This is a genomic window from Microbacter sp. GSS18 (genome assembly GCA_029319145.1).
Classification (GTDB): domain Bacteria; phylum Actinomycetota; class Actinomycetes; order Actinomycetales; family Microbacteriaceae; genus Microbacterium.
In genome coordinates, this window is sequence record CP119753.1 from 2,285,463 (window position 1) to 2,310,102 (window position 24,640).

Consider the following 24,640-nt stretch of genomic DNA (forward strand, 5'->3'; position numbering starts at 1 on the left):
CGACCTGTGGTGGTGTGGGCCCGGATGTCCCGGGCCCACAGGGTGTGTCAGGCCTGAGCGTTCTCGGCGCGGAACGGGAAGCCGAGGTGGCGCAGGAGCGCGCGGCCCTCGTCGTCCGTGTCGGCCGACGTCACGATCGTGATGTCGAAGCCGCGCACGCGGTCGATCTTGTCCTGGTCGATCTCGTGGAACACCGACTGCTCCTGGAGACCGAACGTGTAGTTGCCGTGACCGTCGAACTGCTTGGCCGACAGACCGCGGAAGTCGCGGATGCGGGGCAGCGAGAGGTTGACCAGGCGGTCGATGAACTCCCACGCGCGGTCACCGCGGAGGGTGACGTGCGCGCCGATGGCCTGGCCCTCACGCAGCTTGAACTGCGCGATCGACTTGCGTGCCTTGGTGACGACCGGCTTCTGACCGGTGATCTTGGTGAGGTCGTCGACCGCACCCTCGATCACCTTGGAGTCGCGAGCGGCCTCGCCGACACCGGTGTTCACGACGACCTTGACCAGGCCCGGGATCTGCATGACGTTGGCGTAGCCGAACTCGTCCTGCAGAGCCTTCTTGATCTCGGTGTTGTACTTCTGCTTCAGGCGGGGCTGGATCTTGCCAGCCTCCACGGCAGTGGCGGTGCTCATATTCAGAGGTCCTTGCCTGACTTCTTCGCGTAGCGCACGCGGACCGTGCGCTTCACGCCGTCCTTGACCTGCTCCTCGACGCGGTGCCCGACGCGGGTCGGCTGCTTCGTCTCGGGGTCGACCAGGGCGACGTTGGAGATGTGGATCGGCGCCTCGAAGGTCTCGATGCCGCCGGTCTTGGTGCCGCGCTGGGTCTGGCCCACGCGGTTGTGACGGGTGACGTAGTTCACGCCCTCGACGATGACGCGGTTCTGCTCGGCGAGGACCTCGAGGACCTTGCCCTGCTTGCCGCGGTCGCCGCCGTTGTCCTGCTTCTTGCCGGTGATGACCTGGACCAGGTCACCCTTCTTGATGCTGGCCATGGGTCAGATCACCTCCGGTGCGAGCGAGACGATCTTCATGAACTTCTTGTCACGAAGCTCGCGGCCGACCGGGCCGAAGATGCGGGTGCCGCGGGGCTCCCCGTCGCTCTTCAGGATGACGGCGGCGTTCTCGTCGAACTTGATGTACGAGCCGTCGGGACGACGGGTCTGCTTGACGGTGCGGACGACGACGGCCTTGACCACATCGCCCTTCTTGACGTTGCCGCCCGGGATCGCGTCCTTGACCGTGGCGACGATGACGTCGCCCAGGCCCGCGTAGCGCCGGTTGGAGCCGCCGAGCACACGAATGGTGAGCAGCTCCTTGGCGCCGGTGTTGTCGGCGACCTTGAGGCGGGATTCGTTCTGAATCACTTCTTACTCCTTGGGTTCCAAGTAGGCCCGAGGGCTTACTTGGCCTTCTCGAGGATCTCGACCAGGCGCCAGCGCTTGGTGGCGCTGAGCGGACGGGTCTCGTTGATGAGGACGAGGTCGCCGATGCCGGCGGTGTTGTTCTCGTCGTGCGCCTTCACCTTGGAGGTGCGGCGGATGACCTTGCCGTAGAGCGGGTGCTTAACGCGGTCCTCGACCTCGACGACGATGGTCTTGTCCATCTTGTCGCTGACGACGTAGCCGCGACGGGCCTTGCGGTAACCGCGGGCGTCGGCGTCGCGCACGTCGTGCTCGGCGCTCTCGTGGCCCGCGACGACCTCGGTCGCCTCAGCGGCAGCCTTCTTCGTGGTGGCCATCACTCAGCCTCTTCCTTCACGGCCTCGGCGGCGTCCGCCTTCTTGGCCTTCGTCTTCTTCGCCTTCGTCACCTCGACCGGAGCGGGCGTGGCACGGATGCCGAGCTCGCGCTCGCGGATCACGGTGTAGAGCCGCGCGATGTCGCGCTTGACCGCACGGATGCGGCCGTGGCTCTCGAGCTGGCCGGTGGCCGACTGGAAGCGCAGGTTGAACAGCTCTTCCTTGGCCTTGCGCAGCTCCTCGACGAGGCGCTGGTCTTCGAACGTGTCGAGCTCGCTCGGGGCGAGCGTCTTGGTGCCGATCGCCATTATGCGTCGCCTTCCTCGCGCTTGATGATGCGTGCCTTCAGCGGCAGCTTGTGGATGGCACGGGTCAGGGCCTCGCGAGCGAGTTCCTCGTTGACACCGGCGACCTCGAAGAGGACGCGACCCGGCTTGACGTTTGCGACCCACCACTCCGGCGAACCCTTACCGGAACCCATGCGGGTCTCGGCCGGCTTCTTGGTGAGCGGTCGGTCGGGGTAGATGTTGATCCACACCTTGCCGCCGCGCTTGATGTGACGGGTCATCGCGATACGAGCGGACTCGATCTGACGGTTGGTCACGTAAGCGGGGGTGAGGGCCTGGATGCCGTACTCGCCGAAGGAGACCTTCGTGCCGCCGGTGGCCTGGCCGTCGCGCTTGGGGTGGTGCTGCTTGCGGTACTTGACCTTGCGGGGGATAAGCATCAGGCAGACGCTCCTTCTGCGACGGGGGCCTCAGCGGAGCGGTTGTCGCGGCGGGGGCCACGGCGGTCGCCGCGCTCGCGGGCCGGCTTCTGGTTCGCCTGCTCGCGGGCCAGTTCCTTGTTGGTGAGGTCGCCCTTGTAGATCCAGACCTTCACGCCGATGCGGCCGAAGGTGGTCTTGGCCTCGTAGAAGCCGTAGTCGATGTTCGCGCGCAGCGTGTGCAGCGGCACACGACCCTCGCGGTAGAACTCCGAGCGGCTCATCTCGGCGCCGCCGAGGCGGCCGGAGACCTGGATGCGGACGCCCTTGGCGCCGGCGCGCTGCGCGCCCTGCAGACCCTTGCGCATCGCGCGGCGGAAGGCCACGCGAGCCGAGAGCTGCTCGGCGATGCCCTGGGCGACCAGCTGAGCGTCGGCCTCGGGGTTCTTGACCTCGAGGATGTTCAGCTGGATCTGCTTGCCGGTGAGCTTCTCGAGGTCGGCGCGGATGCGCTCGGCCTCGGCGCCGCGGCGACCGATCACGATGCCCGGGCGGGCGGTGTGGATGTCGACGCGGACGCGGTCACGCGTGCGCTCGATCTCGATGTTGCTCACACCGGCGCGGTCGAGCTGCGTGGTGAGGAGCTTGCGGATCTTGATGTCCTCGGCCACGTAGTCCGCGTAGCGCTGGCCCGGCTTCGTCGAGTCGGAGAACCACCGCGACACGTGGTCGGTGGTGATGCCGAGGCGGAAGCCGTACGGGTTGACCTTCTGTCCCATTACTTGCTCGCCTTCTTCGTCTTGGCAGCCGGCGCCGTCTCGGCGACCTCGGGGGTCGACAGCACGACGGTGATGTGGCTGGTGCGCTTCTTGATCTGGAACGCGCGGCCCTGGGCGCGGGGCTGGAAACGCTTGAGCGTCGTCCCCTCGTCCACGTACGCGTTCTTCACGTACAGGTCCTGCTCGTCCAGGTACTCGCCGTCCTTGTCGGCCTTCACGCGAGCATTCGCGATCGCCGAGGCGACGAGCTTGTAGATCGGCTCGCTCGCGCCCTGCTGCGCGAACTTGAGGATGGCCAGGGCCTCCTCGGCCTGCTTGCCCTTGATGAGCGCGACGACACGACGAGCCTTCTGAGGGGTCACGCGGATGTGTCGCACGCGTGCGATGGACTCCACCATTTCTCTCTCCTCTATCGCCCCCGCGTCAGCGGCGGCGGCCCTTCTTGTCGTCCTTCACGTGGCCGCGGAAGGTGCGGGTGGGCGCGAACTCGCCCAGCTTGTGGCCGACCATGGTCTCGGACACGAACACGGGGATGTGCTTGCGTCCGTCGTGCACGGCGATGGTGTGACCCAGCATTGCCGGGACGATCATCGAGCGGCGCGACCAGGTCTTGATGACGTTCTTGGTGCCGGCTTCGTTCTGCGAGACGACCTTGCGAAGCAGGTGCTCGTCGACGAAGGGGCCCTTCTTAAGGCTGCGAGGCATCTTCCTCTACTCCTACTTGCGCTTCTTGCCGGCGGTGCGACGACGGACGATGTACTTGTCGCTTTCCTTGTTGGGGTGGCGGGTACGACCCTCAGCCTGGCCCCAAGGAGTGACGGGGTGACGTCCACCGGACGTCTTGCCCTCACCACCACCGTGCGGGTGGTCCACCGGGTTCATGGCGACACCGCGGACGGTCGGGCGGACGCCCTTCCAGCGGTTGCGGCCGGCCTTGCCCCAGTTGATGTTCGACTGCTCGGCGTTGCCGACCTCGCCGATGGTGGCGCGGCAGCGCGCGTCGACGTTGCGGATCTCGCCCGAGGGCAGACGCAGCTGGGCGTACGGGCCGTCCTTCGCCACGAGGCGAACCGAGGCACCCGCCGAGCGCGCCAGCTTCGCGCCGCCGCCGGGGCGGAGCTCGATCGCGTGGATGACGGTACCGGTGGGGATGTTGCGCAGCGGCAGGTTGTTGCCGGGCTTGATGTCCGCGCCGGCACCCGACTCGACGACGTCGCCCTGCTTCAGCTTCTCGGGCGCGAGGATGTAGCGCTTCTCGCCGTCGAAGTAGTGCAGCAGCGCGATGCGCGCGGTGCGGTTGGGGTCGTACTCGATGTGAGCGACCTTGGCGTTGATGCCGTCCTTGTCGTTGCGACGGAAGTCGATGACGCGGTACTGGCGCTTGTGCCCACCGCCGATGTGGCGGGTGGTGATGCGGCCCTGGTTGTTGCGGCCACCGGTCTTGGCGAGCGGGCGCAGCAGCGACTTCTCGGGCGTCGATCGCGTGATCTCGGCGAAGTCCGCCACCGACGAGCCGCGGCGACCCGGGGTCGTGGGCTTGTACTTGCGAATAGCCATATCTCTAGTCCTCTATCCCGACCGTCAGCCGACTGCCGTGAAGATGTCGATGGTGCCCGACTTCAGGGTCACGATGGCGCGCTTGGTGTCCTTGCGCTTGCCGGTGCCGAAGCGGGTGCGGCGGGCCTTGCCGACGCGGTTGATCGTGTTGACCGCTGCGACCTTGACGCCGAAGATCTTCTCGATCGCGAGCTTGATCTCGGTCTTGGTGGCGCGGGGGTCCACGAGGAACGTGTACTTGCCCTCGTCGATGAGCCCGTAGCTCTTCTCCGAGACGACCGGCTTCAGGATGATGTCGCGCGGGTCCTTGTTCACGGCGCTCATGCCGAGACCTCCTCGGTGGCCGACTTCGAGGCGACAAACGCGTCGAAGGCGTCCTTGGTGAAGACGATGTCGTCCGAGACGAGCACGTCGTAGGCGTTCAGCTGGTCGAACGTCAGCACGTGGGCGAACGCGAGGTTGCGCAGGCTCAGGATGCTGAGGTCGTCGTCGCGGTCGATGACGACCAGGACGTTCTTGGTGGCGCCGAAACCGTTCAGGACCGACGCGGCGGCCTTGGTCGACGGAGCACCCTCGATGCCGAACGACTCCACGATGTGGAGACGCTCGCCGCGCGCGCGGTCGCTCAGCGCGCCCAGCAGGGCGGCGGCGATCATCTTCTTGGGGGTGCGCTGCGCGTAGCCGCGCGGCTTCGGGCCGTGGACGATTCCACCGCCGGTCATGTGCGGCGCGCGGATCGAGCCCTGACGGGCGTTACCCGTGCCCTTCTGCTTGAAGGGCTTGCGGCCGGCGCCCGAGACCTCACCGCGACGCTTGGTCGAGTGGGTGCCCTGGCGAGCCGCCGCGCGCTGCGCGACGACGACCTGGTGGATGAGCGGGATGTTCGTCTTGACGTCGAACAGGTCGGCGGGCAGCTCCACGGAGCCGGCCTTCTTGCCGTCTGCCTTCACGACGTCGAGCGCGAGAGTCGAGTCAGCCATGAGATTCAGGCACCCTTCACTGCGTTGCGGACGTAGACGGTGCGGCCACGCGAACCGGGGACGGCGCCCTTGACGAGCAGCAGGCCCTTCTCGGCGTCGACGGCGTGGACCGTGAGGTTGAGGACGGTCACACGGTCGTTGCCCATGCGGCCGGCCATGCGCTGTCCCTTGAAGACGCGGCTCGGGGTCGACGAGGCGCCGATCGAACCGGGCTTGCGGTGGTTGCGGTGCGCACCGTGCGAAGCCGAGACGCCCTTGAAGTTGTGGCGCTTCATGACACCCGCGGTGCCCTTGCCCTTGCTGGTGCCGACGACGTCGACCAGCTGGCCGGCCTCGAAGGTGCCGTCCACGGTGAGCTCCTGACCGAGCGAGTAGTCAGCGGCGTCGGCCGTGCGGACCTCGACGAGGTGGCGGCGAGGGGTGACGCCGGCAGCCTCGAAGTGAGCGGTCTGCGGCTTGTTCACCTTGCGGGGGTCGATCTGGCCGGCGGCGATCTGGACGGCGCTGTAGCCGTCCTTCTCGACGGTGCGGACCTGGGTCACCACGTTGGGGGCGACCTCGATCACGGTGACGGGAACGAGCTTGCCGTTCTCGTCCCAGACCTGCGTCATGCCGAGCTTGGTGCCCAGCAGAGCCTTGGAAATCTTGGAGTTGATGTCAGCCATGTCGAACCTCAGAGCTTGATCTCGATGTTGACGTCGGCCGGAAGGTCAAGGCGCATCAGCGAGTCGACGGCCTTGGGCGTCGGGTCGATGATGTCGATCAGACGCTTGTGGGTGCGCATCTCGAAGTGCTCGCGGCTGTCCTTGTACTTGTGGGGCGACCGGATGACGCACACGACGTTCTTCTCGGTCGGAAGGGGCACCGGGCCCACGACGCTCGCGCCCGCACGGGTCACGGTCTCGACGATCTTGCGGGCGGACGAGTCCAGGCCGGCGTGATCGTACGACTTCAGGCGAATGCGGATCTTCTGTCCCGCCATTTGTCTGCTCACTCTCTTTCTCGCGTCTTACCTCTCGGGCTCCCCGAGGGCATTGGACGCACGGTGGCGCTTTCGCGCCATGGCACTTCCACCAGCTGGGCTGGTGCTGCTGCACCGCTGTTCTGATGTCAAACCGGAGGCTCGCTCCGGCTCCTGCTCCCCCGGCCGGCACGCGCACGTGCGGATCCCGTTTCCGGGAGGGGGTTTCGGATGTCGTGTTCTGCTGCCCGCGGCCTAGGACCTGCGCGTATCGCGCCGCCTATGCACTGCCCTGGCAGTGATCCTGCGCACGCCAACAGGCGCGCCGGAATGTGGAACCTGACTAGTCTACGGGTCTCCCGGGCGTGTCGCAAACCCGGGCGTGTCGCGATCCGGGGTATGGAGGACCTTCCCAGTGTCGCAGGCCGTCACGATCAGAGCACAACCCGTATCCGGGCGGGACGCGCAGTGGCAGAATGGTCGTCGTTGCGCCGCCCGAACCCCTCGTCGGACGGTGTCGCCGCTCCGGCGGCGGGGAAGGGTGCTGTGGCGTCGAACGTCATCGGACCGGCGAAGACGCCGAGCGATCCGGAGCCCGAGGAGCTGAAGACCTCGGAGATCCGTCGTGTAGCGACGGCCGCCCCCGCTCCGCACCGAGCCGACTGGCGCGTGCGGTATTCGCGCGTGCTGTGGCTGAGCGACCTGCTGGTCCTCGTCGCCGTCGTCTACGGAACGCAGCTGCTGTGGTTCGGCATCGGCGGCGCGAGCGTGTCGATCCGCGAGGACTCGCGTCTCAGCGTGTTCTCGTACTGGCTGTTCTCCACCGGGCTGGTGCTGCTGTGGATGTGGTCGCTGAGCCTCATCGACTCGCGCACCGACCGCGTCTTCGGCACCGGGTCGACCGAGTACATCCGCATCATCTCGGTCAGCACCCGCCTGTTCGGCATCATCGCGATCGCCGCGTTCCTCCTGCGCGTCGACGTCGCGCGCGGCTACCTGCTCATCAGCCTGCCCCTCGGCGTGGCCGTGCTGCTGCTGGAGCGGCGGATCTGGCGGCAGTGGCTCATCAGCCGGCGGCGGCGCGGCGAGTTCAGCGCCCGCGTCCTGCTCGTCGGCTCGGAGCGCTCGGTCGCCCAGATCGGCGAAGCGCTCACGCGGGTGCCGAGTGCCGGCTACCACGTCGTCGGGGCGTGCGTCCCCGGCGGCCGCGAACGCAGCGGCGACGAGGTCGACGGCCTGGGGATCCCGGTCCTCGGCGACGTGACGGCCGTGGCCGCGGTCCTGCGGGCGGCATCCGCCGACACCGTGGCCATCACCAGCACCGACGATCTCCCGCCCTCGAGCGTCAAGCGCCTCTCGTGGGATCTCGAGGCCGGCAGGCAGCATCTCGTGCTCGCGCCGAGCATCGTCGACGTCGTCGGCCCGCGCATCCAGACGCGGCCGGTGGCCGGCCTTCCGCTGATCCACGTCGAGACGCCTCGCTACAGCAAGGGCCAGAAGGTGGTCAAGCGCTCCACCGACGTGGTGCTGGCCGCGGTGGCGCTGGTCCTCCTCAGTCCCGTCATGCTGGCGATCGCCGCGGCGATCCGCGCGACCTCCCGAGGACCCGCCCTGTTCCTCCAGACCCGCGTGGGCCTGGACGGGCGCGAGTTCCGGATGGTCAAGTTCCGCACCATGGTCCACAACGCCGAAGAGCTCCTGACCGACGTGCACGCTCTGCAGGACGCCGGCAACGAGGTGCTGTTCAAGATGCAGCGCGATCCGCGCGCGACCAGGATCGGCGCTTTCCTGCGCCGCTACAGCCTCGACGAGCTGCCGCAGCTGTTCAACGTGGTCACGGGGTCGATGTCCCTCGTGGGTCCGCGACCGCCGCTTCCGCGTGAAGTGGCCAAGTACGCGGACCACGTCCACCGGCGGTTCATGGTCAAGCCGGGGATCACGGGCCTGTGGCAGGTGTCCGGGCGCTCGAGCCTGTCGTGGGAGGAGTCGGTGCGCCTCGATCTGTCGTACGTCGAGAACTGGACGCTCGTCGGCGATCTGGTGATCCTCTTCCGGACCGCGCGCGCAGCGTTGCGCCCGGGCGGAACCGCCGCGTGACCGGCCTCATCGTCACCGAGTGGATCGAGCCCGCCGGCGGAGCCGAGCGCGTGCTGGACCGCCTGGCGATGCTCTTCCCGAACGCGGACATGCTGGCGCTGTGGAACGACGCGCCGGGGCGGTACCCCGATCGCATCGTGCGCGAGACGTGGCTGGCACGCACGCCGCTGCGACGCCGGAAGGCGCTCGCGCTTCCCGTGATGCCGATCACGTGGCGCATCCCCCGCCGGCGCGGCCACGACTGGACCCTGGTCAGTTCGCATGCCTTCGCCCACCATGTCCGCGCCGAGGCCGGCGCACCCAAGCTCGTCTACGCGCACACGCCGGCCCGGTATCTGTGGGCTCCCGAGCTCGACGCCCGCGGCGACAACCTGGCCGCTCGCGTCGCGGGGCCGCCGCTGCGCGCGATCGACCGCCGCGCGGCGGCGGGCGCCACCGCGCTGGCCGCGAACAGCCGGTTCGTCGCCGAGCGCATCGCCCGATCCTGGGACCGCGAGGCGACCGTCGTGCACCCGCCGGTGGATGTCGCCGCGATCCGGTCAGGCGCTTGGCGCGGCGACCTCACCGACAGCGACCGGCGGGTGCTCGACGCGCTCCCGGCGGACTTCGTGCTCGGGGTGTCGCGCTTCATCCCCTACAAGCGGATGGACGAGGTCATCGCCGTGGGCGAGGCGCTGGACCGTCCGGTCGTGATCGCCGGCTCCGGGCCGCTCGAGGCCGAGCTGCGCGCCGCGGCGGACGCGGCATCCGTTCCCGTTCAGGTGCTCGTCGCACCCAGCGACGCGCTCGTGCGGGCGCTCATGGAGCGGGCGTCGCTGTTCGTCTTCCCGCCCGTCGAGGACTTCGGGATCGTCGCCGTCGAGGCGATGGCGGCCGGGACGCCCGTCATGGCGAATCGGCGCGGAGGGGCGGAGGAGTCCGTGGTCGACGGGGTCAGCGGGGCTCTGTTCGACCCTCGCTCCGCCGCCGAGACGACCGCCGCCGCAGACGTGTGCGCGGGCATTCCCCGCGACCGGGTCAGCACGCACGCGATGCGGTTCGACGCCGAGGCCTTCGACAGCGATCTGCTCGCGTGGCTCTCCCCCTACGTGCCGGACGCGGCGTCCGGGTCAGACCAGCGCTTCCAGACCGGCATGCGTGCCGACGAAGGATCGGATGCGTGAGGTGAACACGCTCGTGTCGAAGTCCGCGGCGCGCGCGATGCAGTCCTGCGGGCGCGCCTCGAGCGCACGGGCCACGGCATCGCGCAGCTCGCCGCGCTTCCACGTCGCCACGTGCGCGCCCGTCACGCCCTCGATGACCGACTCGGACGCCCCGCCGACGGCGTTGGCGATGACCGGCGTCCCCGAGGCCATGGCCTCGACGGGCACGATCCCGAAGTCCTCGACGGGCGCGAACACGAGGGCGGACGCGCGCCGGTAGATCGCCCGCAGCAGCGCGTAGGACGGCTGGTGGACGAGCACGACGGGAATGCCCGCCCGCGCGCCGATCTCGCGGAGGTGGCGCTCCTCGGGCCCGGCCCCGGCGAGCACGACCGGCATCCCCGAGGCGAGGCCCGCTTCGATCACGGCGTCGAGGCGCTTGTAGGGCACGAAACGGCTGACGCCGAGCAGGAATTCGCTCGGGAGGGCATCGAGCGCCCGCTGCTCCTGGTCGGTGAGATCCAGCGGTGCGGCGAAGGCTCCGACGTCGACCGGCGGGTAGATGACCTCGGCCTCGCGATCCCACTTCTCGGCGATGCGCGCCGCGATGTAGCGGCTGTTCGCGGCGATCGCGGTGGCCTCGCCGGCGCGACGGCGGTCGATGGGCTTGAGCGCCGCCGACATCGCACGCGCCGCGAGGCTGTCGCCGCGCTGATCGAGTTCGGGAACCCACACGTAGCGGGCCGGGGTGTGCGCGTACACGAGCTTGGGGACATCGCGCGCGGGGCCGCCGAATCGGACGTGATGTGCGAACACATGGCTGCTCGCGAGGATCCAGTCCGCGTCCCGCTCCGGCAGCGAGCGCCACACGGCGGGCATGAACGGCAGCGCGAGCGCCTTGCTCCGGCGCAACGGCGTTCGCGCCAGCACCGTCTCCTCGACGTCGGCGAAGCGCCCGCCGCTGTCGTTCCAGAGGCAGACGCGGCCGGCATCCGGGAACGTCTGGACGAGCGTCTCGAAGACGTTCTCGGATCCGCCGCTCGCCTCGAGCCACTCGTGGACGATCAGGCCGGCCATGCGGCTTCCCCCGGGGAGGAGCCTGGGCTCGGCCTGCGGTGTGCTGCGGTCATCGTTGCCCCTAAGTCGGCGGGTCGGGCACCCCGCTCTGCGTTTCGGGTCGGGATCCCGAATCGCTTCCCCCAGAGCGGGTCCCCCCATCCTAGAGGGATCGCCCTGCCGCGACGCAAGCCCCGGTCAGCCAGCGGATTCGCCCGTCAGTTCGCCGCACGCGCCGTCGATCGCGACGGGAGTGTCGGTCACGGTGGGCGTCCACCGCACCGAGAGCGGCCCCAGGTCGCCCTCGGGCAGCACGCTCGTGTACGACACGGTCTGCGTCTCGCCGCGGTCGAGCAGGATCGACACGCTCTCGGCGTCGCGGCCTTCTTCGACTCCCGTCCGCGCGAGCGCGGGGGCGTCGCCGCCCACCGGATCCACCCGATCCACCGACGAGCCCGGCGGGGCGACGTAGACGATGTCGAGGAGCATGCTCGTCTTGGCTCCGCCGTAGGTGGGCGTGCGGCGCGAGAGGATGTGGAAGGTCAGATCGTCGCGGTCGACGCTGTTGGTCATCGTCACCGAGGTCGTGACCGAGCGCGCCTCGACGTCGCACGTGACCGAGACCGAGGCGTCGAGGTAGTACTCCATCTTGCCGACGCCGGAGTCGTTGATGAAGATCCCCACCTCGGTCGCCGCGGTGTTGTCGGTCGCGAGCTCGCCGGTGATCCCGAGCTGTGCGGCCGCCGCCTCCTCCTCCTCGCGCGGGAACCACGCGTACACCCGCTGCTCGTCGGCCGACTTCTGCAGCGCCTCGATCATGCGCAGCGGGTCCCACTTGCCGACCACGAGCTTGTTGAACACCGCGGCCGACGCGGACGCGAAGAACGCGTCGGCGGGCTCTTGCGAACCGGGATAGCGCAGGTACGTCTCGCTGAGGAGCTCCTGGACGACGTTGTCGGCGTTCAGCTTGATGCCGTCGACCTTGACGCCCCCGGTGACCTCGAGCATGTGCGACAGGGCGACCGGGTCCAGCGAGAACACGCCGTCCACCTGCACGCCCGTCTCGGCGAGGATCCCCTGGAACATCTTGGCCGAAGTCGGGAAGTTGGGCGTCTTGGTGTAGTTCTGCACGAACCGCGCCCACTCGTCGTCGTACAGCGCCATCGTCTCGGCGGGAAGATCGACGAACTGCCGGTTGTACAGCGCCCACTCGTTGAAGGTCGTCGAGCTGGACTGCTCGCCCATCGTCACGCGGCCCTTGTCGACGTTGATGAGCATCGACGCCGCGGGGTTGCCGCCCGTCGCCCGGATCTCGGCGTTGTTCTGGAACATCACGAAGTACGTGCGCGAGCCGTCGTCGCCGAGGATGTCGAGGGCCGTCGGCAGCACCCCGGTCGCCGTGTGGACCAGCGGAGCCGTCTCGTCGATGACGTCGACGACCTCGCCGACCGCGTCGTCGACGATCGGCAGCAGCGAGCTGCGGTCGATGCCCGCCACCTGGTTGCGTGCCTGTGCGAAGGCCGCGTCGATGCCCGGCAGGACGTCGACGACCGCCTTGAACGGCTCGAGGTTGAACCCGCCGTCCGAGAAGCGGATCTTGGTCTGGTCGACCGCGCCGAGGATCTCGAAGCTGGCCGGCAGGGCGTCACGGACCAGGATGTGCGCCGCGATGGTCGCATCGCGCACCGCCGCGACGTTCGGCCCGACTCCGGGGATCCAGCTCGCGAACTCCCACAGCGGGCCGTTCACCGTGTCGTCGGCGCTCGACGTGTGGGCGAGGATGCTCTCGGCTGCCGCGTCGAACTGCTCGGTGTCGCCCTCGCGCACGAGCGCGGGCACGCTGCTGAGCTCGGACTGCGCCGCCTCGAGGTCGTCGCGCACCTCGAGCGCCTGGCCCGCCAGCGCGACTCCCCCGATGCCGAGCGCCGCGAGCACCACGACGAAGCCGCCGATGATGCCGACGACCCACGGCCAGCGGCGACGCCGGCGGCGTACGGGGCGCTCTGCGTCGGGCGCGGCGAGATCGTCGAAAGTGTCGGGCACCCTCGCATCTTAGGCGAGCGAGCGCCCGGATTCGCCGTGAGCATCCGGGGAACCCGCCCACAGACGCCGAAAGGGGGCCGGACCCGAGGGTCCGACCCCCTTCACGGGGTGCGAAGTCCTTACTTCAGGATCTTCGTGACGGTGCCGGCACCGACGGTGCGGCCACCCTCACGGATCGCGAAGCCGAGGCCCTCCTCCATGGCGATCGGCTGGATCAGCTCGACCGACATGTCGGTGGTGTCGCCGGGCATGACCATCTCGGTGCCCTCGGGCAGCGTGATGACGCCGGTGACGTCGGTGGTGCGGAAGTAGAACTGCGGGCGGTAGTTCGTGAAGAACGGGTTGTGGCGGCCACCCTCGTCCTTGGACAGGATGTACGCGGTGCCCTCGAAGTTGGTGTGAGGGGTGACCGAGCCGGGCTTCACGATGACCTGGCCGCGCTCGACCTCGTCACGCTTGGTGCCGCGGAGCAGCAGACCGCAGTTCTCGCCGGCCCACGCCTCGTCGAGCTGCTTGTGGAACATCTCGATACCGGTGACGGTCGTCTTCTGCGTCGGACGGAGGCCCACGATCTCGACCTCCGAGTTGATCGCGAGGGTACCGCGCTCGGCACGGCCGGTGACGACGGTGCCACGACCGGTGATGGTGAAGACGTCCTCGACGGGCATGAGGAACGGCTTGTCCTTGTCACGCACCGGGTCCGGGATCGACTCGTCGACGGCCTCCATGAGGTCGAGGATCGACTGAACCCACTTCTCGTCGCCCTCGAGGGCCTTCAGGCCCGAGACCTGGACGACGGGAGCGTTGTCGCCGTCGAAGTCCTGGCTCGAGAGCAGCTCGCGGACCTCGAGCTCGACGAGCTCCAGGATCTCCTCGTCGTCGACCATGTCGGCCTTGTTCAGCGCGACGAGCAGGTAGGGGACGCCGACCTGCTTGGCGAGCAGCACGTGCTCGCGCGTCTGGGCCATCGGGCCGTCGGTGGCGGCGACCACGAGGATCGCGCCGTCCATCTGGGCGGCACCGGTGATCATGTTCTTGATGTAGTCGGCGTGACCGGGGGCGTCGACGTGAGCGTAGTGACGCTTCGGGGTCTCGTACTCGACGTGCGAGATGTTGATCGTGATGCCGCGCTGGCGCTCCTCGGGAGCCGAGTCGATCGACGCGAAGTCGCGCAGCACGTTGGTTGCCGACGGATACTTGTCGGCGAGCACCTTCGAGATCGCCGCGGTGAGCGTGGTCTTGCCGTGGTCGACGTGACCGATCGTTCCGATGTTCACGTGCGGCTTGGTCCGCTCGAACTTGGCCTTAGCCACTGGGTCCTCCTCAGGACTGTCGTGTAGAAGCTCCGGGCGCTGGTTTGCGACCGGTTCTCTACGGGGATTCCTCCACCTTAGTGGAGAGGTTCTGGTGGTTCTTCTTATGCAGTTGTGACCGGATGCCGGGACGCGCGCGCCCCGGCATCCGAAGCGTTACTCGCCCTTGTTCTTCTGGACGATCTCGTCGGCGACGGCCTTGGGGACCTCGGCGTAGCTGTCGAACTCCATCGAGTAGACGGCACGGCCCGAGGTCTTCGAGCGCAGGTCGCCGATGTAGCCGAACATCTCGGACAGCGGCACGTTCGCACGCACCACCTTGACGCCGGCGGCGTCCTCCATCGACTGGATCTGGCCACGGCGGCTGTTCAGGTCGCCGATGACATCGCCCATGTACTCCTCGGGAGTACGGACCTCGACGGCCATGAGCGGCTCGAGGATGACCGGGCTCGCCTTGCGAGCGGCCTCCTTGAAGCCCATGGAGCCGGCGATCTTGAACGCCATCTCGGACGAGTCGACGTCGTGCGACGCACCGTCGGTGAGGGTCGCCTTGACGCCCACCATCGGGTAGCCGGCGAGGATGCCGACCTGCATGGCGTCCTGGAAGCCCGCGTCGACCGAGGGGATGTACTCGCGCGGAACGCGGCCACCGGTGACCTCGTTGCCGAACTCGTAGATCTTGTCGCCCTCGACCTCCATGGGCTCCAGACGGAACTGGATCTTCGCGAACTGACCCGAGCCGCCCGTCTGCTTCTTGTGGGTGTAGTCGTGACGCTCGACGGTCTTGCGGATCGTCTCGCGGTAGGCCACCTGGGGCTTGCCGACGTTCGCCTCGACCTTGAACTCGCGCTTCATGCGGTCCACGAGGATGTCGAGGTGCAGCTCGCCCATGCCCTTGATGACCGTCTGGCCGGTCTCGGCGTTGAGCTCGACGCGGAACGTCGGGTCCTCTTCGGCGAGCTTCTGGATGGCCAGCGACAGCTTCTCCTGGTCGGCCTTGGTCTTCGGCTCGATGGCGACCTCGATGACCGGCTCGGGGAACGTCATCGACTCGAGGACGACCTGCTCCGAGGCGTCGCACAGGGTGTCGCCGGTCGTGGTGTCCTTCAGGCCGATGACGGCGTAGATGTGCCCCGCCGTGACCGACTCGACCGGGTTCTCCTTGTTGGCGTGCATCTGGAAGATCTTGCCGATGCGCTCCTTGCGGCCCTTCGTGGAGTTCACGACGGCCGAGCCGGAGTCGAGGTGACCCGAGTACACGCGGATGTAGGTCAGGCGACCGAAGAACGGGTGCGAGACGACCTTGAACGCGAGCGCCGCGAACGGCTCGTCGCGGTCGGCGTGACGCTCGATGATCTTCTCTTCGTCCTTGGGGTCGTGCGCCTCGATCGAGGGCACGTCCAGGGGCGAGGGGAGGAAGTCCACGACGGCGTCGAGCATGGGCTGCACACCGCGGTTCTTGAACGCCGAGCCGCAGAGCACCGGGTACGCCTCGCCGGCGATGGTGAGCTTGCGGATCGCGCCCTTGATCTCCTCGGGGGTGAGTCCCTCGCCGCCGAAGTGCTTCTCGAGCAGGACCTCGTCGGACTCGGCGACGGCCTCGAGCAGCTTCTCGCGGTACTCGGCGACCTTGTCGACCATGTCGGCCGGGATCTCCTGGATCTCGTACTTGGCGCCCATGGTCACGTCGCCCTTGGCGTCGCCCGGCCACACCAGCGCGCGTTCGTAGATCAGGTCGATGACGCCGACGAAGTCGTTCTCGGCGCCGATCGGCAGCTGCAGCACGAGCGGGGTCGCCTTCAGGCGGCTGATGATGGTGTCGACGGTGAAGTAGAAGTCCGCGCCGAGCTTGTCCATCTTGTTGACGAAGCAGATGCGGGGGACGTTGTACTTGTCGGCCTGGCGCCACACGGTCTCGGACTGGGGCTCGACGCCCTCCTTGCCGTCGAAGACGGCGACGGCGCCGTCGAGGACGCGGAGCGAGCGCTCCACCTCGACGGTGAAGTCGACGTGACCGGGCGTGTCGATGATGTTGACCTGGTTGTTCTCCCAGAAGCACGTCACGGCGGCCGAGGTGATCGTGATGCCGCGCTCCTGCTCCTGCTCCATCCAGTCGGTGGTGGCAGCGCCGTCGTGCGTCTCGCCGATCTTGTGGTTGACGCCCGTGTAGAACAGGATGCGCTCGGTCGTCGTCGTCTTGCCGGCATCGATGTGCGCCATGATGCCGATGTTGCGGACCTTGTTGAGGTCGGTGAGCACTTCTTGTGCCACGGGTGTCTTCCTTACCTGGATCGGGAGGTGTTTCGGTGTCGCCGGCCGGGACGGTGGCCCCGGCCGGCGAACGGAGGCTGTTACCAGCGGTAGTGCGCGAAGGCGCGGTTCGACTCGGCCATCTTGTGGGTGTCCTCGCGGCGCTTGACCGCGGCACCGAGGCCGTTCGAGGCGTCGAGGATCTCGTTCTGCAGACGCTCGGTCATCGTCTTCTCACGACGACCCTTGGCGTAGCTGACGAGCCAGCGCAGCGCGAGCGTGTTCGCGCGGTGCGGCTTGACCTCGACGGGCACCTGGTAGGTCGAACCGCCGACGCGACGGCTCTTGACCTCGAGCGTCGGGCGGACGTTGTCCAGGGCCTTCTTGAGCGTGGCGACGGCGTCCTGGCCGTTCTTCGCCTCGACGCCCTGGAGGGCGCCGTAGACGATGGCCTCGGCGATCGACTTCTTGCCGTCGACGAGGATCTTGTTGACCAGCTGGGTCACGACGGGGGCGCCGTAGACCGGGTCGTTGACGACGGGGCGCTTCGGGGCGGGTCCCTTACGAGGCATCTTTCTCAGCCCTTCTTCGCGCCGTAGCGGCTGCGAGCCTGCTTACGGTTCTTGACAGCCTGGGTGTCGAGCGCACCGCGGACGATCTTGTAGCGGACACCGGGGAGGTCCTTGACACGGCCGCCGCGGACGAGCACGAGCGAGTGCTCCTGCAGGTTGTGGCCCTCGCCGGGGATGTACGCGGTGACCTCGGTGCCGTTGCGGAGCTTGACACGGGCGACCTTGCGCATCGCCGAGTTCGGCTTCTTCGGGGTCGTCGTGTACACGCGGGTGCAGACGCCCGCCTGCTGCGGGTTCGACTTCAGTGCGGGAGCCTTGGTCTTGGCGACCTTCGGCGACCGGCCCTTGCGAACCAACTGCTGAATGGTTGGCACGTTCTCTCCTATGTAGTGCTGCACGGTGACAGCGTTCGTGGTCTCCCCCGGGCGTCGGATCTCGCGATCCGCGTGTCCCGGGCTCACGTGGACCCACCCGTGGGTCAGAATGATCCGACGCACGCTGTGCGGTGGGTATGCCGTGGGGGTGGCCTGTTCGCAGGCCCGTCCCTGAGATGATGCGCTCGACGCTCCGCGCGGGCGTGCCGGGGCACGTCGCATGGCGCGCGCGAACGCACACCCGATCCATGATACGTGAGGTGGTGCGGGACGAGCAAACGCCGTTGCTCGGCATCACCCGAGAATCGTGGCGATGCCCGCGACGGCCGCGGCGATGACGCCCGCGACGACCGCGACGGCGATCAGCACCCGCGAGAACGCCCGGCGCCGGCGCGCGCGGGCGATGCCGTCCCCGGGAACGGCGCCGCCCGACGGCGGCGCGGGCACCGGATCGCGCGGCACCCGCACCGCGCCGTCGGCGCGCGGCCGCTGCGGCGACCGGAGGGCGTCGGCATCCGGCTCCACCGCACGGCGGTCGCCCGGCGTCCGGGCCGGCGCCGCCGCCGGACGGGAGCGCCGGGGGCGCCGCTCCGTCTCGTCGACGTCCTCGTGCGCGGAGACCGCGGTCGGGCCGAGCGCGCCCGCCGACGATCCCGTCGCAGCGTCGCGCGGTCGCGACGAGACGACCGTGGTGTCCGGGTCGTCGGCGCGCGGCCGCGGCGACCGGACGGTGTCGTCGCGGTCGCCCTCCTCGCGGTCGCCACGGTCCGGGGCGTCCGCGCCGTGGTCAGTCGGCGTCACGACCGCTCTCGTCGGAGACCAGCGACACCTCGGCGTCGCCGACCAGGAAGCGCGCCGGGAGCGGATGCAGGCTCCCCGGCTCGATCTCGGTCTCGCCGCCGTCGCTGCCGATGAGCACCGTGCCGTTCGTCGAGCCGAGGTCCACGATGTGCCACAGCGCGCCGTCGCGCTGCAGTCGCGCGTGCGTCTTCGAGATCGTCCCGTCCGGGATCGGCACGAGCTGGGCTCCCGGGAACGCCGACGAGGGTGTCGGGCGGCGCCCGATGATGACGACGTCGGCCGTCAGCGGGATCGACTCCCCCGACGGGACCGTGAGCGACCAGCGCACGCGGCGCCGGCGGGCGATCTCGGTGCGCTCGAACTCGTCGTCGGGGATCTCGGGGCGCACGTGCTGCGCCGATACCGACGAGCGCGCGGACCGCGGACCGTCCGCCACCGGCGCGGCGGCGATGGCCGACACCTCGTCGGACTCCTCAGGGAACGGCTCGGCCACGATGCGCGAGGGCGCGGTGGCGGGAGCCGCGTCCGACGGAGCCCAGGGCTCCGCGGTCTCGCGAGCCGCCATCGGCGGCACGTGGGTGACCGCCGCGGTGCGCGCCGGGGCCGGGGCGGGCTCGTCCGAGCGCCCAGGGACGGCGGCGATCGGCGCGGGGGCGTCGCTCACGCCGCCCGTCATCTCGCCGGCGGTGTCGACATCGGTGTCCAGGTCCGTCCACGGCTCCGCGCGACGCGCCGACGCCGGCGTCGCCGCGAGCGGCTCGGCCGCCGCGGCGGCGACCGGAGCCGGGTCGGCGTCGGGCACGGGCTCGTCCGCGGCGTCCCCTGCGGCCACCGCTGCGGCGGCCACGGCCGGAGCAGGAGCAGGAGTGGGAGCAGGAGCAGGAGCAGGAGCCGCCGGCGCCGGAGCGGCCGCGGCGACCGGAGCCGGCGGCGCCGCCGGGACGACGGGAGGAGCAGCGGGGGCGGCGGCGGGCCGGGCGGCGGGAGCGCGCGGCGCGGGCGGCGGAGGCACCGCGGTGGAGCGGGCGCGGGCCGGGCCGCGCGCCGGCCCCGCGGCGGCGCCCAGCCAGCGGGCCGAGCCGAAGCCGACCACACTCGCCCACACGGGGAGCACGAGGGCGGCGAGCACCGTCATGCCCGCGCCGAAGCCGAACGAGCGGCCCACGCGGTGGCACGCCACGACGATGACCACCCACAGGGCCACGGACCCGATGCCGGGGACGAAGGCCAGCAGCACGAGCCAGCCCGAGAGCCCGCCGAGCTCGAGGAGCACGAAGATGTTGAGAAACGGCACCCACGCCTTCCACCGCTCGCGGCCGCTCTTGCCGAACACGGCTGCCAGGGCGAGGGCCGTCCAGACGTACAGCGCTGCGCCCAGGAGCAGCGAGATCGCGATGGCGGCGATGACCGGGGTCGGGTCTTGCGTGGTCATGGTGCGTTGCGTGCGGCCGCGGCGGGCGCGCGCTTCCCCCTCTCGGAGTGGATCCGGTCGGCGCGGGCGGGCGCCAGCGGACGGACGAACGACTTCAACGATACGGTCATGGCGACCCGGCGCCAGAACGTCAGACCACGACGGATGGCGCCCCGCTCGACATCCACGCGGCGCCAGTAGTCGTCGGCGAGGTCCTCGCCGACCTCCTCGCCGCCGAACACGGCACGGTCGGCGGTCGTCGCCAGCCGTGCGCCGTCCGCGGTGCCGAGTGCGTCGGCCAGCTCGGTCCGCGTCAGGCGGCGGGGAGCCGGGAGCCCGGCGTCCACGGCGGCGTCGACGTATTCGTCCCAGCCGCCGACGATGCGGCCCTCCGCGGTCCCGGCGCGCCGCCGGCCACGGCGCCGGACGGCCTTGGCCGCGACGATGACGAGGAAGGGCGCGAAGGCGACGAAGATGAGCAGCATCCCGATGCCGGCGATCCGCGCGAGGCGCCACAGCCATGTCAGATCGATCGCGTCGGCGGCGCCGGCGCGTTCGCGCACGCCGGTGTCCTCCTGCAGCGAATCGGGGGGCACGACCTCCTCGACCGCCTCGGGGCGCACATCGGTGACGTTCTCGGGATCGCGCGCCTCGGTCACCACCAGGCTCGGCGAGCGCGTGTGCTGGGGCGTGACGTCGACGGGCACCCAGGCGCCGTCGGCGGACTGCACCTCGATCCACGCGGCCAGGTCCTGCGCGCGGCAGACGCCCTCGTCGCACACCGGAAGCCCGGCGTCGTCCGACGACAGCCGCGCCCCCACGACGACGCGGCTGGGGAACCCGAGTTCGCGCGCGATGAGCGCGGCGGCGACGGCGAACTGCTCGTCGTCGCCGATCGCGGCGACGTAGACGCCCGATGCCTCGGCCCGAGGGTCGTCCTCCCGCTCGAGCAGACGCGCGAACATCGCCTGGATGCGTGCCAGCGAGTGCCCCGATGCACTGGGCTGGAAGCTGTAGTCCTCGAGGGAGCTCATCCACACGGACCCCGCGTCCTCGTCGAGGCCGTGGCTGAGGTATCCGCGCTCGCGCAGCAGGGCGACGAGCCCGGCCAGCGCCGCCCCGTCGGATCCCGACGCGTGACGCTCGACCCACACGGTCAGGGCCTCGGGTGCGGCGACCGACGACGGCGCGCCGCCGGGAGCCGTGATCGACGACGGCGAGCGGGGCGCCGGCTCCACGGCGTCGACCCGCACGACGTCGCCCGCGGCCAGCCCGCCGTCGGCGGTCTGCACGCCGGCCCAGGCGGTGCGGTTGTAGTAGAAGCTGTCGGCGAGCGCGCCCTGACGCGGACCGCCGAAGTCGACCGAGCGCACGCGCCCGACCGTCGGCATCCAGATCCCCTCGAGCGCGCCGATGGTGATCTCGGCCGCCAGCGCTTCGCCGTCGCCGGCCTCGAGGACGGCGGGGACCCGCACGAAGCGCGCGTCGTCGAGCGCGCCGTCGTCGCCGGAGCGGAAGACCTCGCCGTCGTACGTGTCGAGCGTCGCCAGGCGGATCCGCTCGGGAAGCGGGCCGTCGGCGGTGACCGTGAACAGGACCTCGTCGGCGCGGTCGTCGGCGAACTGCGCTCGATACCGCGTGAGCGGACTGACCGCCGCCGACAGGGCGATGTCGGGGCCCGCCGCCGCCCGCAGGACGTCGCGTTCGGTGCCTTCGGCGGCGAACGGCACCACGACGACCGCGACCGCGAGCGCGACGGCGACCATGCCGCCCGCGAGCAGTCCGCGGCGGCGGTCCGCCGCCGTCCGCCGCCGCGCGAGGGTGACGCCGCTGGTCTCGGCGCCGAACGCGAGCGCCCGCATCCGCTCGTCGGTGCCGCGCCACACCAGCCACGCCAGGCACGCCAGGAAGGTCAGCGCGCCCAGCGTCGTCTCCACCGGAGCGGGAATCGCGACGGGCCCCGCCTCGAGCGGGTCGCTGACGACGGGAGCGCCGAACAGCAGGCCGAACGAGGTCATCGCCGCGGCCACGGGGATGGCGGCGTAGGCGAGACGGTCCCGCCGCCACGCCAGCAGGAGCAGGGCGCACGTCCCGGCCAGGAAGACAGCGAGGGCGGGGACGAGCAGATTCCGGTAGGTCCCGACGGGCAGGTCTACGGTGACGAGGTCCTTCCAGCCGACCACGACGCCCGTGACCAGCTCGCCCACCCCCTGCCCGAGCGCCCCCGCGTCCGACAGCCGCGCCGGGATCGCCAGCGGGATGCCCAGCACCAGGAAGGCGACCGCGACCACCCAGATCGTGGTCGTGGCCCGCCACGCGAGCCGGCCGGCCACCGTGGCGATGACGCCGCCGGCGATCACGGCGCCGCCCGCCGTGACGAAGAGCCACGGCGTGCGGTAGACCGGCCAGGCGGCGACGAAGGCGATCACGACGATCGCCGCGGCGAACACCGAGCCGGCGACGACGCGGGGCTGCGGCCGCCGCGCCCGCGTCGTGTCATCCGACCTCGTGCTCACGACGCCGCTCCCCGATGGAGGAGCCCGGTGAGGTCGTCGAGGGTGCCGACCGTGAGCACGGTCAGGCCCGACAGCACCTGCATCCGCGGGTGCGCCCGCTCGTCGCACACGACCGCGATCACGACGGTGTCGACCGGGAAGGTCAGCGCGGCCTGCTGCAGGCGGGCGAGCGAGACGGTGGACCCCACGACCAGCAGCGCGACCGACGTTCCGGCGCCGCTCTCCCCCACGAGCCGGCAGACGTCGGCGATGGGGGCGGCGTCCTCGATTCGGGTCACGCCGCTGAAGCCGTCGAGCATGGCCCGCGGCGACGACGCCGGAAGGCGGCGGATCGATCGCAGCCGGGTGCGCACGACGCGCGGCACCTCGGCGCCGACGACGATCTCGACATCGCGCGCGTCCTGGATCGCCCGCAGGCCGAGCGACGCCGCGCACGAGACCGCGAGCTCGAACTCGTCGTCGTCGAGGCTCTCGCCGGCTCCCAGCCCCAGCACGACCGCCATGCGCGACCGGCGGGACTCCTCGTACTGGCGCACCATGAGCCGGCCCGTCTTCGCCGTCGACTTCCAGTGCACCTGCCGCTGCGCGTCGCCGGGCGCGTACTCGCGGATGGCGTGGAAGGACATGTCGGCGTCGACGAGGCGCCTGGTCGCGGTGCCCTCGAGGTCGCGGATCAGGCCCGCCCCGGTCGAGGGCAGCGCGACCGTGCGCGGGTGGACGTAGAGCTCGTGCACGTCGGCGAAGGCGTGCTCGCGGCGCAGGAGCCCGACGGGGTCGCTGCGGACGGTCGTGGCGGGACCGACCGTCACGATGCCGCGGCGCAGTCCCGGGATCTCGATCTCCTGCGCGTCGGACTGGCCCGGGCGCAGGAGCGGCACGCCGAACTCGACCAGTCCCTCGCCGACGGGGATGTCGAGCCGCCCGGGGAGCACCGGCCTCCGGTGGACGTTGCGCACCTCGATCGCGCCGGTGATGCGCTGACCCGCCGTGATGTGCTCGCGCGAGAGCATGAGGTCGACGTCGTAGGAGCGCACGCCGAACAGGAACGGGATGCTGGCCGCCAGCAGCAGCAGCGACGCCACGCCCGCGATCATCCACTCGACCCACCCGAAGGCGATGCCCAGCCCCAGCCCCGCGGTGGCCGCGAGGACGACCAGGGCCCCCGCCGGCCGGACCGTGCGCGCCGTCCAGTCCGCCCCGTCCCGTGCGGCGGCGACCAGCGCGCGTCGCGCGCGGGTCCACCACACCACGACGCGCACCAGGGAGCGGCCGCCCGAGCCGCCCGCGACGGACGTGGCGGTCTCCTCGCCGCGGCCGCCGCTCCCGGTGGCGACGGTCGTGCGGGTCAGACGCGGATCGCCGAGGCTCATACGGCCTCGCGGCTGCTGGGCGGATCGACGTCGAGCAGCACCTGGCCCACGACCGACTCGGGGGTGACGCCGTCGAACTCGGCCTCCGGCAGCAGGATCAGCCGGTGCGACAGCACCGCGACGGCGAGCGCCTTGACGTCGTCCGGGGTCCCGTAGGTGCGTCCCCGCGACACCGCGCGGGTGCGCACGGCGCGCGTGAGTGCGAGCGCACCGCGGATGCTCACGCCCAGCCGGACCTCGTCGGCCGAGCGGGTGGCGTCCACGATCCGGGCGATGTAGTCCAGCACGAGCGCGTCGACGTACGCCTGCGACGCCAGGTCGGCCATCCCCACCATCGCCTGCGGCGTGATGATCGGCGCGAGGTCGGCGACGGGCACGGCAGCCCCGTCGAGGATGCGGACGGTGGCGGCGTGGTCGGGGTACCCCAGCGACGTGCGCATCATGAAGCGGTCCAGCTGCGCCTCGGGAAGCTGGTAGGTGCCCGCCTGCTCGACCGGGTTCTGCGTCGCGAGCACCAGGAAGGGCACGCCCACCTGACGGGTGACGCCGTCGACCGTGACCCTCCCCTCCTCCATGACCTCCAGCAGCGCCGACTGGGTCTTGGGGCTGGCGCGGTTGATCTCGTCGGCGAGCACGACGTTGGCGAAGATCGGCCCGGCGTGGAACTCGAACACGCCCTCCTTCTGGTCGTACACGGTGACGCCGGTGATGTCGCCGGGCAGCAGGTCCGGCGTGAACTGGATGCGGGTGTTCGTGCCCTGCACCGACTGCGCCATCGCCCGCGCGAGCGACGTCTTGCCGGTCCCGGGCACGTCCTCCACCAGCACGTGACCCTCGCTCAGCATGGCGGTGAGCACCAGCTCGACGACGTGGCGCTTGCCGAGCACGGCGCGCTCGACGTTGTCGGCGATCTGGTCGAAGGTCTGGGCGAACCACGTCGCCTGCTCCTGGGTGATGGTCATGTCG

At 70.2% G+C, this 24,640-nt stretch carries 26 protein-coding genes and 1 pseudogene; 2 read left to right on the forward strand and 25 right to left on the reverse strand.

Going from position 1 to position 24,640, the window contains the following annotated elements; genetic code table 11:
- Positions 1-47: 47 nt before the first annotated feature.
- The 14 genes and pseudogenes from rplE to rpsJ form a co-directional block, all read right to left on the reverse strand.
- Positions 48-605 (reverse strand): 50S ribosomal protein L5, encoded by a 558-nt coding sequence (rplE, locus tag P0L94_10595; protein WES66316.1) that lies wholly within the window; start codon positions 603-605, stop codon positions 48-50.
- Positions 606-640: 35 nt separating this feature from the next.
- The gene (gene rplX, locus P0L94_10600) at positions 641-1,000 is read right to left on the reverse strand and encodes a 50S ribosomal protein L24 (protein ID WES62905.1); all 360 of its coding nucleotides are present in this window, start codon (positions 998-1,000) and stop codon (positions 641-643) included.
- A gap of 3 nt (positions 1,001-1,003) precedes the next feature.
- Positions 1,004-1,372 (reverse strand): 50S ribosomal protein L14, encoded by a 369-nt coding sequence (rplN, locus tag P0L94_10605; GenBank protein WES62906.1) that lies wholly within the window; start codon positions 1,370-1,372, stop codon positions 1,004-1,006.
- A gap of 35 nt (positions 1,373-1,407) precedes the next feature.
- Positions 1,408-1,674 carry a 30S ribosomal protein S17 gene (gene rpsQ / locus P0L94_10610; GenBank protein ID WES66317.1) on the reverse strand — a complete coding sequence of 89 codons (267 nt, stop codon included), beginning with the start codon at positions 1,672-1,674 and terminating at the stop codon, positions 1,408-1,410.
- A 176-nt stretch (positions 1,675-1,850) separates the two neighbouring features.
- A pseudogene (rpmC, locus tag P0L94_10615) lies at positions 1,851-2,054 on the reverse strand (50S ribosomal protein L29).
- The gene (gene rplP / locus P0L94_10620; protein ID WES62907.1) at positions 2,054-2,473 is read right to left on the reverse strand and encodes a 50S ribosomal protein L16; all 420 of its coding nucleotides are present in this window, start codon (positions 2,471-2,473) and stop codon (positions 2,054-2,056) included. The pseudogene rpmC and the gene rplP overlap by 1 nt, the downstream one beginning before the upstream one ends.
- Complete coding sequence (gene rpsC / locus P0L94_10625) at positions 2,473-3,231, reverse strand: 30S ribosomal protein S3 (protein ID WES62908.1); 759 nt, start codon at positions 3,229-3,231, stop codon at positions 2,473-2,475. The genes rplP and rpsC overlap by 1 nt, the downstream gene beginning before the upstream one ends.
- Positions 3,231-3,626: a 50S ribosomal protein L22 gene (gene rplV, locus P0L94_10630; GenBank protein WES66318.1), complete on the reverse strand. Its 396-nt coding sequence runs from the start codon at positions 3,624-3,626 to the stop codon at positions 3,231-3,233. The genes rpsC and rplV overlap by 1 nt, the downstream gene beginning before the upstream one ends.
- A gap of 28 nt (positions 3,627-3,654) precedes the next feature.
- Positions 3,655-3,936, reverse strand: coding sequence for a 30S ribosomal protein S19 (gene rpsS, locus P0L94_10635; GenBank protein WES62909.1), 282 nt, complete (start codon positions 3,934-3,936; stop codon positions 3,655-3,657).
- Positions 3,937-3,948: 12 nt separating this feature from the next.
- Positions 3,949-4,788: a 50S ribosomal protein L2 gene (gene rplB, locus P0L94_10640; protein ID WES62910.1), complete on the reverse strand. Its 840-nt coding sequence runs from the start codon at positions 4,786-4,788 to the stop codon at positions 3,949-3,951.
- 24 nt (positions 4,789-4,812) lie between these two features.
- A complete protein-coding gene (gene rplW / locus P0L94_10645; GenBank protein ID WES62911.1) occupies positions 4,813-5,112 on the reverse strand; it encodes a 50S ribosomal protein L23 in 300 nt (99 codons plus the stop codon).
- Positions 5,109-5,768 carry a 50S ribosomal protein L4 gene (gene rplD / locus P0L94_10650; GenBank protein WES62912.1) on the reverse strand — a complete coding sequence of 220 codons (660 nt, stop codon included), beginning with the start codon at positions 5,766-5,768 and terminating at the stop codon, positions 5,109-5,111. Before rplD ends, rplW begins: the two co-directional genes overlap by 4 nt.
- Before the next feature lie 5 nt (positions 5,769-5,773).
- The gene (gene rplC / locus P0L94_10655) at positions 5,774-6,433 is read right to left on the reverse strand and encodes a 50S ribosomal protein L3 (protein WES62913.1); all 660 of its coding nucleotides are present in this window, start codon (positions 6,431-6,433) and stop codon (positions 5,774-5,776) included.
- 8 nt (positions 6,434-6,441) lie between these two features.
- Positions 6,442-6,750 (reverse strand): 30S ribosomal protein S10, encoded by a 309-nt coding sequence (gene rpsJ / locus P0L94_10660; GenBank protein WES62914.1) that lies wholly within the window; start codon positions 6,748-6,750, stop codon positions 6,442-6,444.
- Between the two features lie 525 nt (positions 6,751-7,275).
- Here rpsJ and P0L94_10665 point away from each other — a divergent pair.
- Together P0L94_10665 and P0L94_10670 are read left to right on the forward strand one after the other, a co-directional pair.
- Entirely contained in the window at positions 7,276-8,826 is a 1,551-nt protein-coding gene (locus tag P0L94_10665) for a sugar transferase (protein WES62915.1), read from the forward strand.
- Positions 8,823-9,989 carry a glycosyltransferase gene (locus P0L94_10670; protein ID WES62916.1) on the forward strand — a complete coding sequence of 389 codons (1,167 nt, stop codon included), beginning with the start codon at positions 8,823-8,825 and terminating at the stop codon, positions 9,987-9,989. Before P0L94_10665 ends, P0L94_10670 begins: the two co-directional genes overlap by 4 nt.
- Here the strand turns inward: P0L94_10670 and P0L94_10675 are convergent.
- The 11 genes from P0L94_10675 to P0L94_10725 all read right to left on the reverse strand — a co-directional run bounded on the left by P0L94_10675 (position 9,936) and on the right by P0L94_10725 (position 24,636).
- Positions 9,936-11,045 carry a glycosyltransferase gene (locus P0L94_10675; protein WES62917.1) on the reverse strand — a complete coding sequence of 370 codons (1,110 nt, stop codon included), beginning with the start codon at positions 11,043-11,045 and terminating at the stop codon, positions 9,936-9,938. The genes P0L94_10670 and P0L94_10675 overlap by 54 nt on opposite strands.
- A 177-nt stretch (positions 11,046-11,222) precedes the next feature.
- The gene (locus tag P0L94_10680; protein WES62918.1) at positions 11,223-13,067 is read right to left on the reverse strand and encodes a DUF4012 domain-containing protein; all 1,845 of its coding nucleotides are present in this window, start codon (positions 13,065-13,067) and stop codon (positions 11,223-11,225) included.
- 119 nt (positions 13,068-13,186) lie between these two features.
- Positions 13,187-14,380 carry an elongation factor Tu gene (gene tuf, locus P0L94_10685; GenBank protein ID WES62919.1) on the reverse strand — a complete coding sequence of 398 codons (1,194 nt, stop codon included), beginning with the start codon at positions 14,378-14,380 and terminating at the stop codon, positions 13,187-13,189.
- Between the two features lie 156 nt (positions 14,381-14,536).
- The gene (fusA, locus tag P0L94_10690) at positions 14,537-16,600 is read right to left on the reverse strand and encodes an elongation factor G (protein WES66319.1); all 2,064 of its coding nucleotides are present in this window, start codon (positions 16,598-16,600) and stop codon (positions 14,537-14,539) included.
- A gap of 131 nt (positions 16,601-16,731) precedes the next feature.
- Positions 16,732-17,202 (reverse strand): 30S ribosomal protein S7, encoded by a 471-nt coding sequence (gene rpsG, locus P0L94_10695; protein WES62920.1) that lies wholly within the window; start codon positions 17,200-17,202, stop codon positions 16,732-16,734.
- Positions 17,203-17,207: 5 nt separating this feature from the next.
- On the reverse strand, positions 17,208-17,576 hold the full coding sequence (gene rpsL, locus P0L94_10700; GenBank protein ID WES62921.1) for a 30S ribosomal protein S12: 369 nt from the start codon (positions 17,574-17,576) through the stop codon (positions 17,208-17,210).
- Between the two features lie 294 nt (positions 17,577-17,870).
- Positions 17,871-18,377, reverse strand: coding sequence for a hypothetical protein (locus P0L94_10705; protein ID WES62922.1), 507 nt, complete (start codon positions 18,375-18,377; stop codon positions 17,871-17,873).
- The gene (locus P0L94_10710) at positions 18,364-19,809 is read right to left on the reverse strand and encodes a DUF5684 domain-containing protein (GenBank protein ID WES62923.1); all 1,446 of its coding nucleotides are present in this window, start codon (positions 19,807-19,809) and stop codon (positions 18,364-18,366) included. The genes P0L94_10705 and P0L94_10710 overlap by 14 nt, the downstream gene beginning before the upstream one ends.
- Positions 19,806-22,304: a transglutaminase-like domain-containing protein gene (locus P0L94_10715; protein WES62924.1), complete on the reverse strand. Its 2,499-nt coding sequence runs from the start codon at positions 22,302-22,304 to the stop codon at positions 19,806-19,808. Before P0L94_10715 ends, P0L94_10710 begins: the two co-directional genes overlap by 4 nt.
- Entirely contained in the window at positions 22,301-23,674 is a 1,374-nt protein-coding gene (locus P0L94_10720; GenBank protein ID WES62925.1) for a DUF58 domain-containing protein, read from the reverse strand. Before P0L94_10720 ends, P0L94_10715 begins: the two co-directional genes overlap by 4 nt.
- Entirely contained in the window at positions 23,671-24,636 is a 966-nt protein-coding gene (locus tag P0L94_10725) for a MoxR family ATPase (protein ID WES62926.1), read from the reverse strand. The genes P0L94_10720 and P0L94_10725 overlap by 4 nt, the downstream gene beginning before the upstream one ends.
- Between the last annotated feature and the right edge of the window lie 4 nt (positions 24,637-24,640).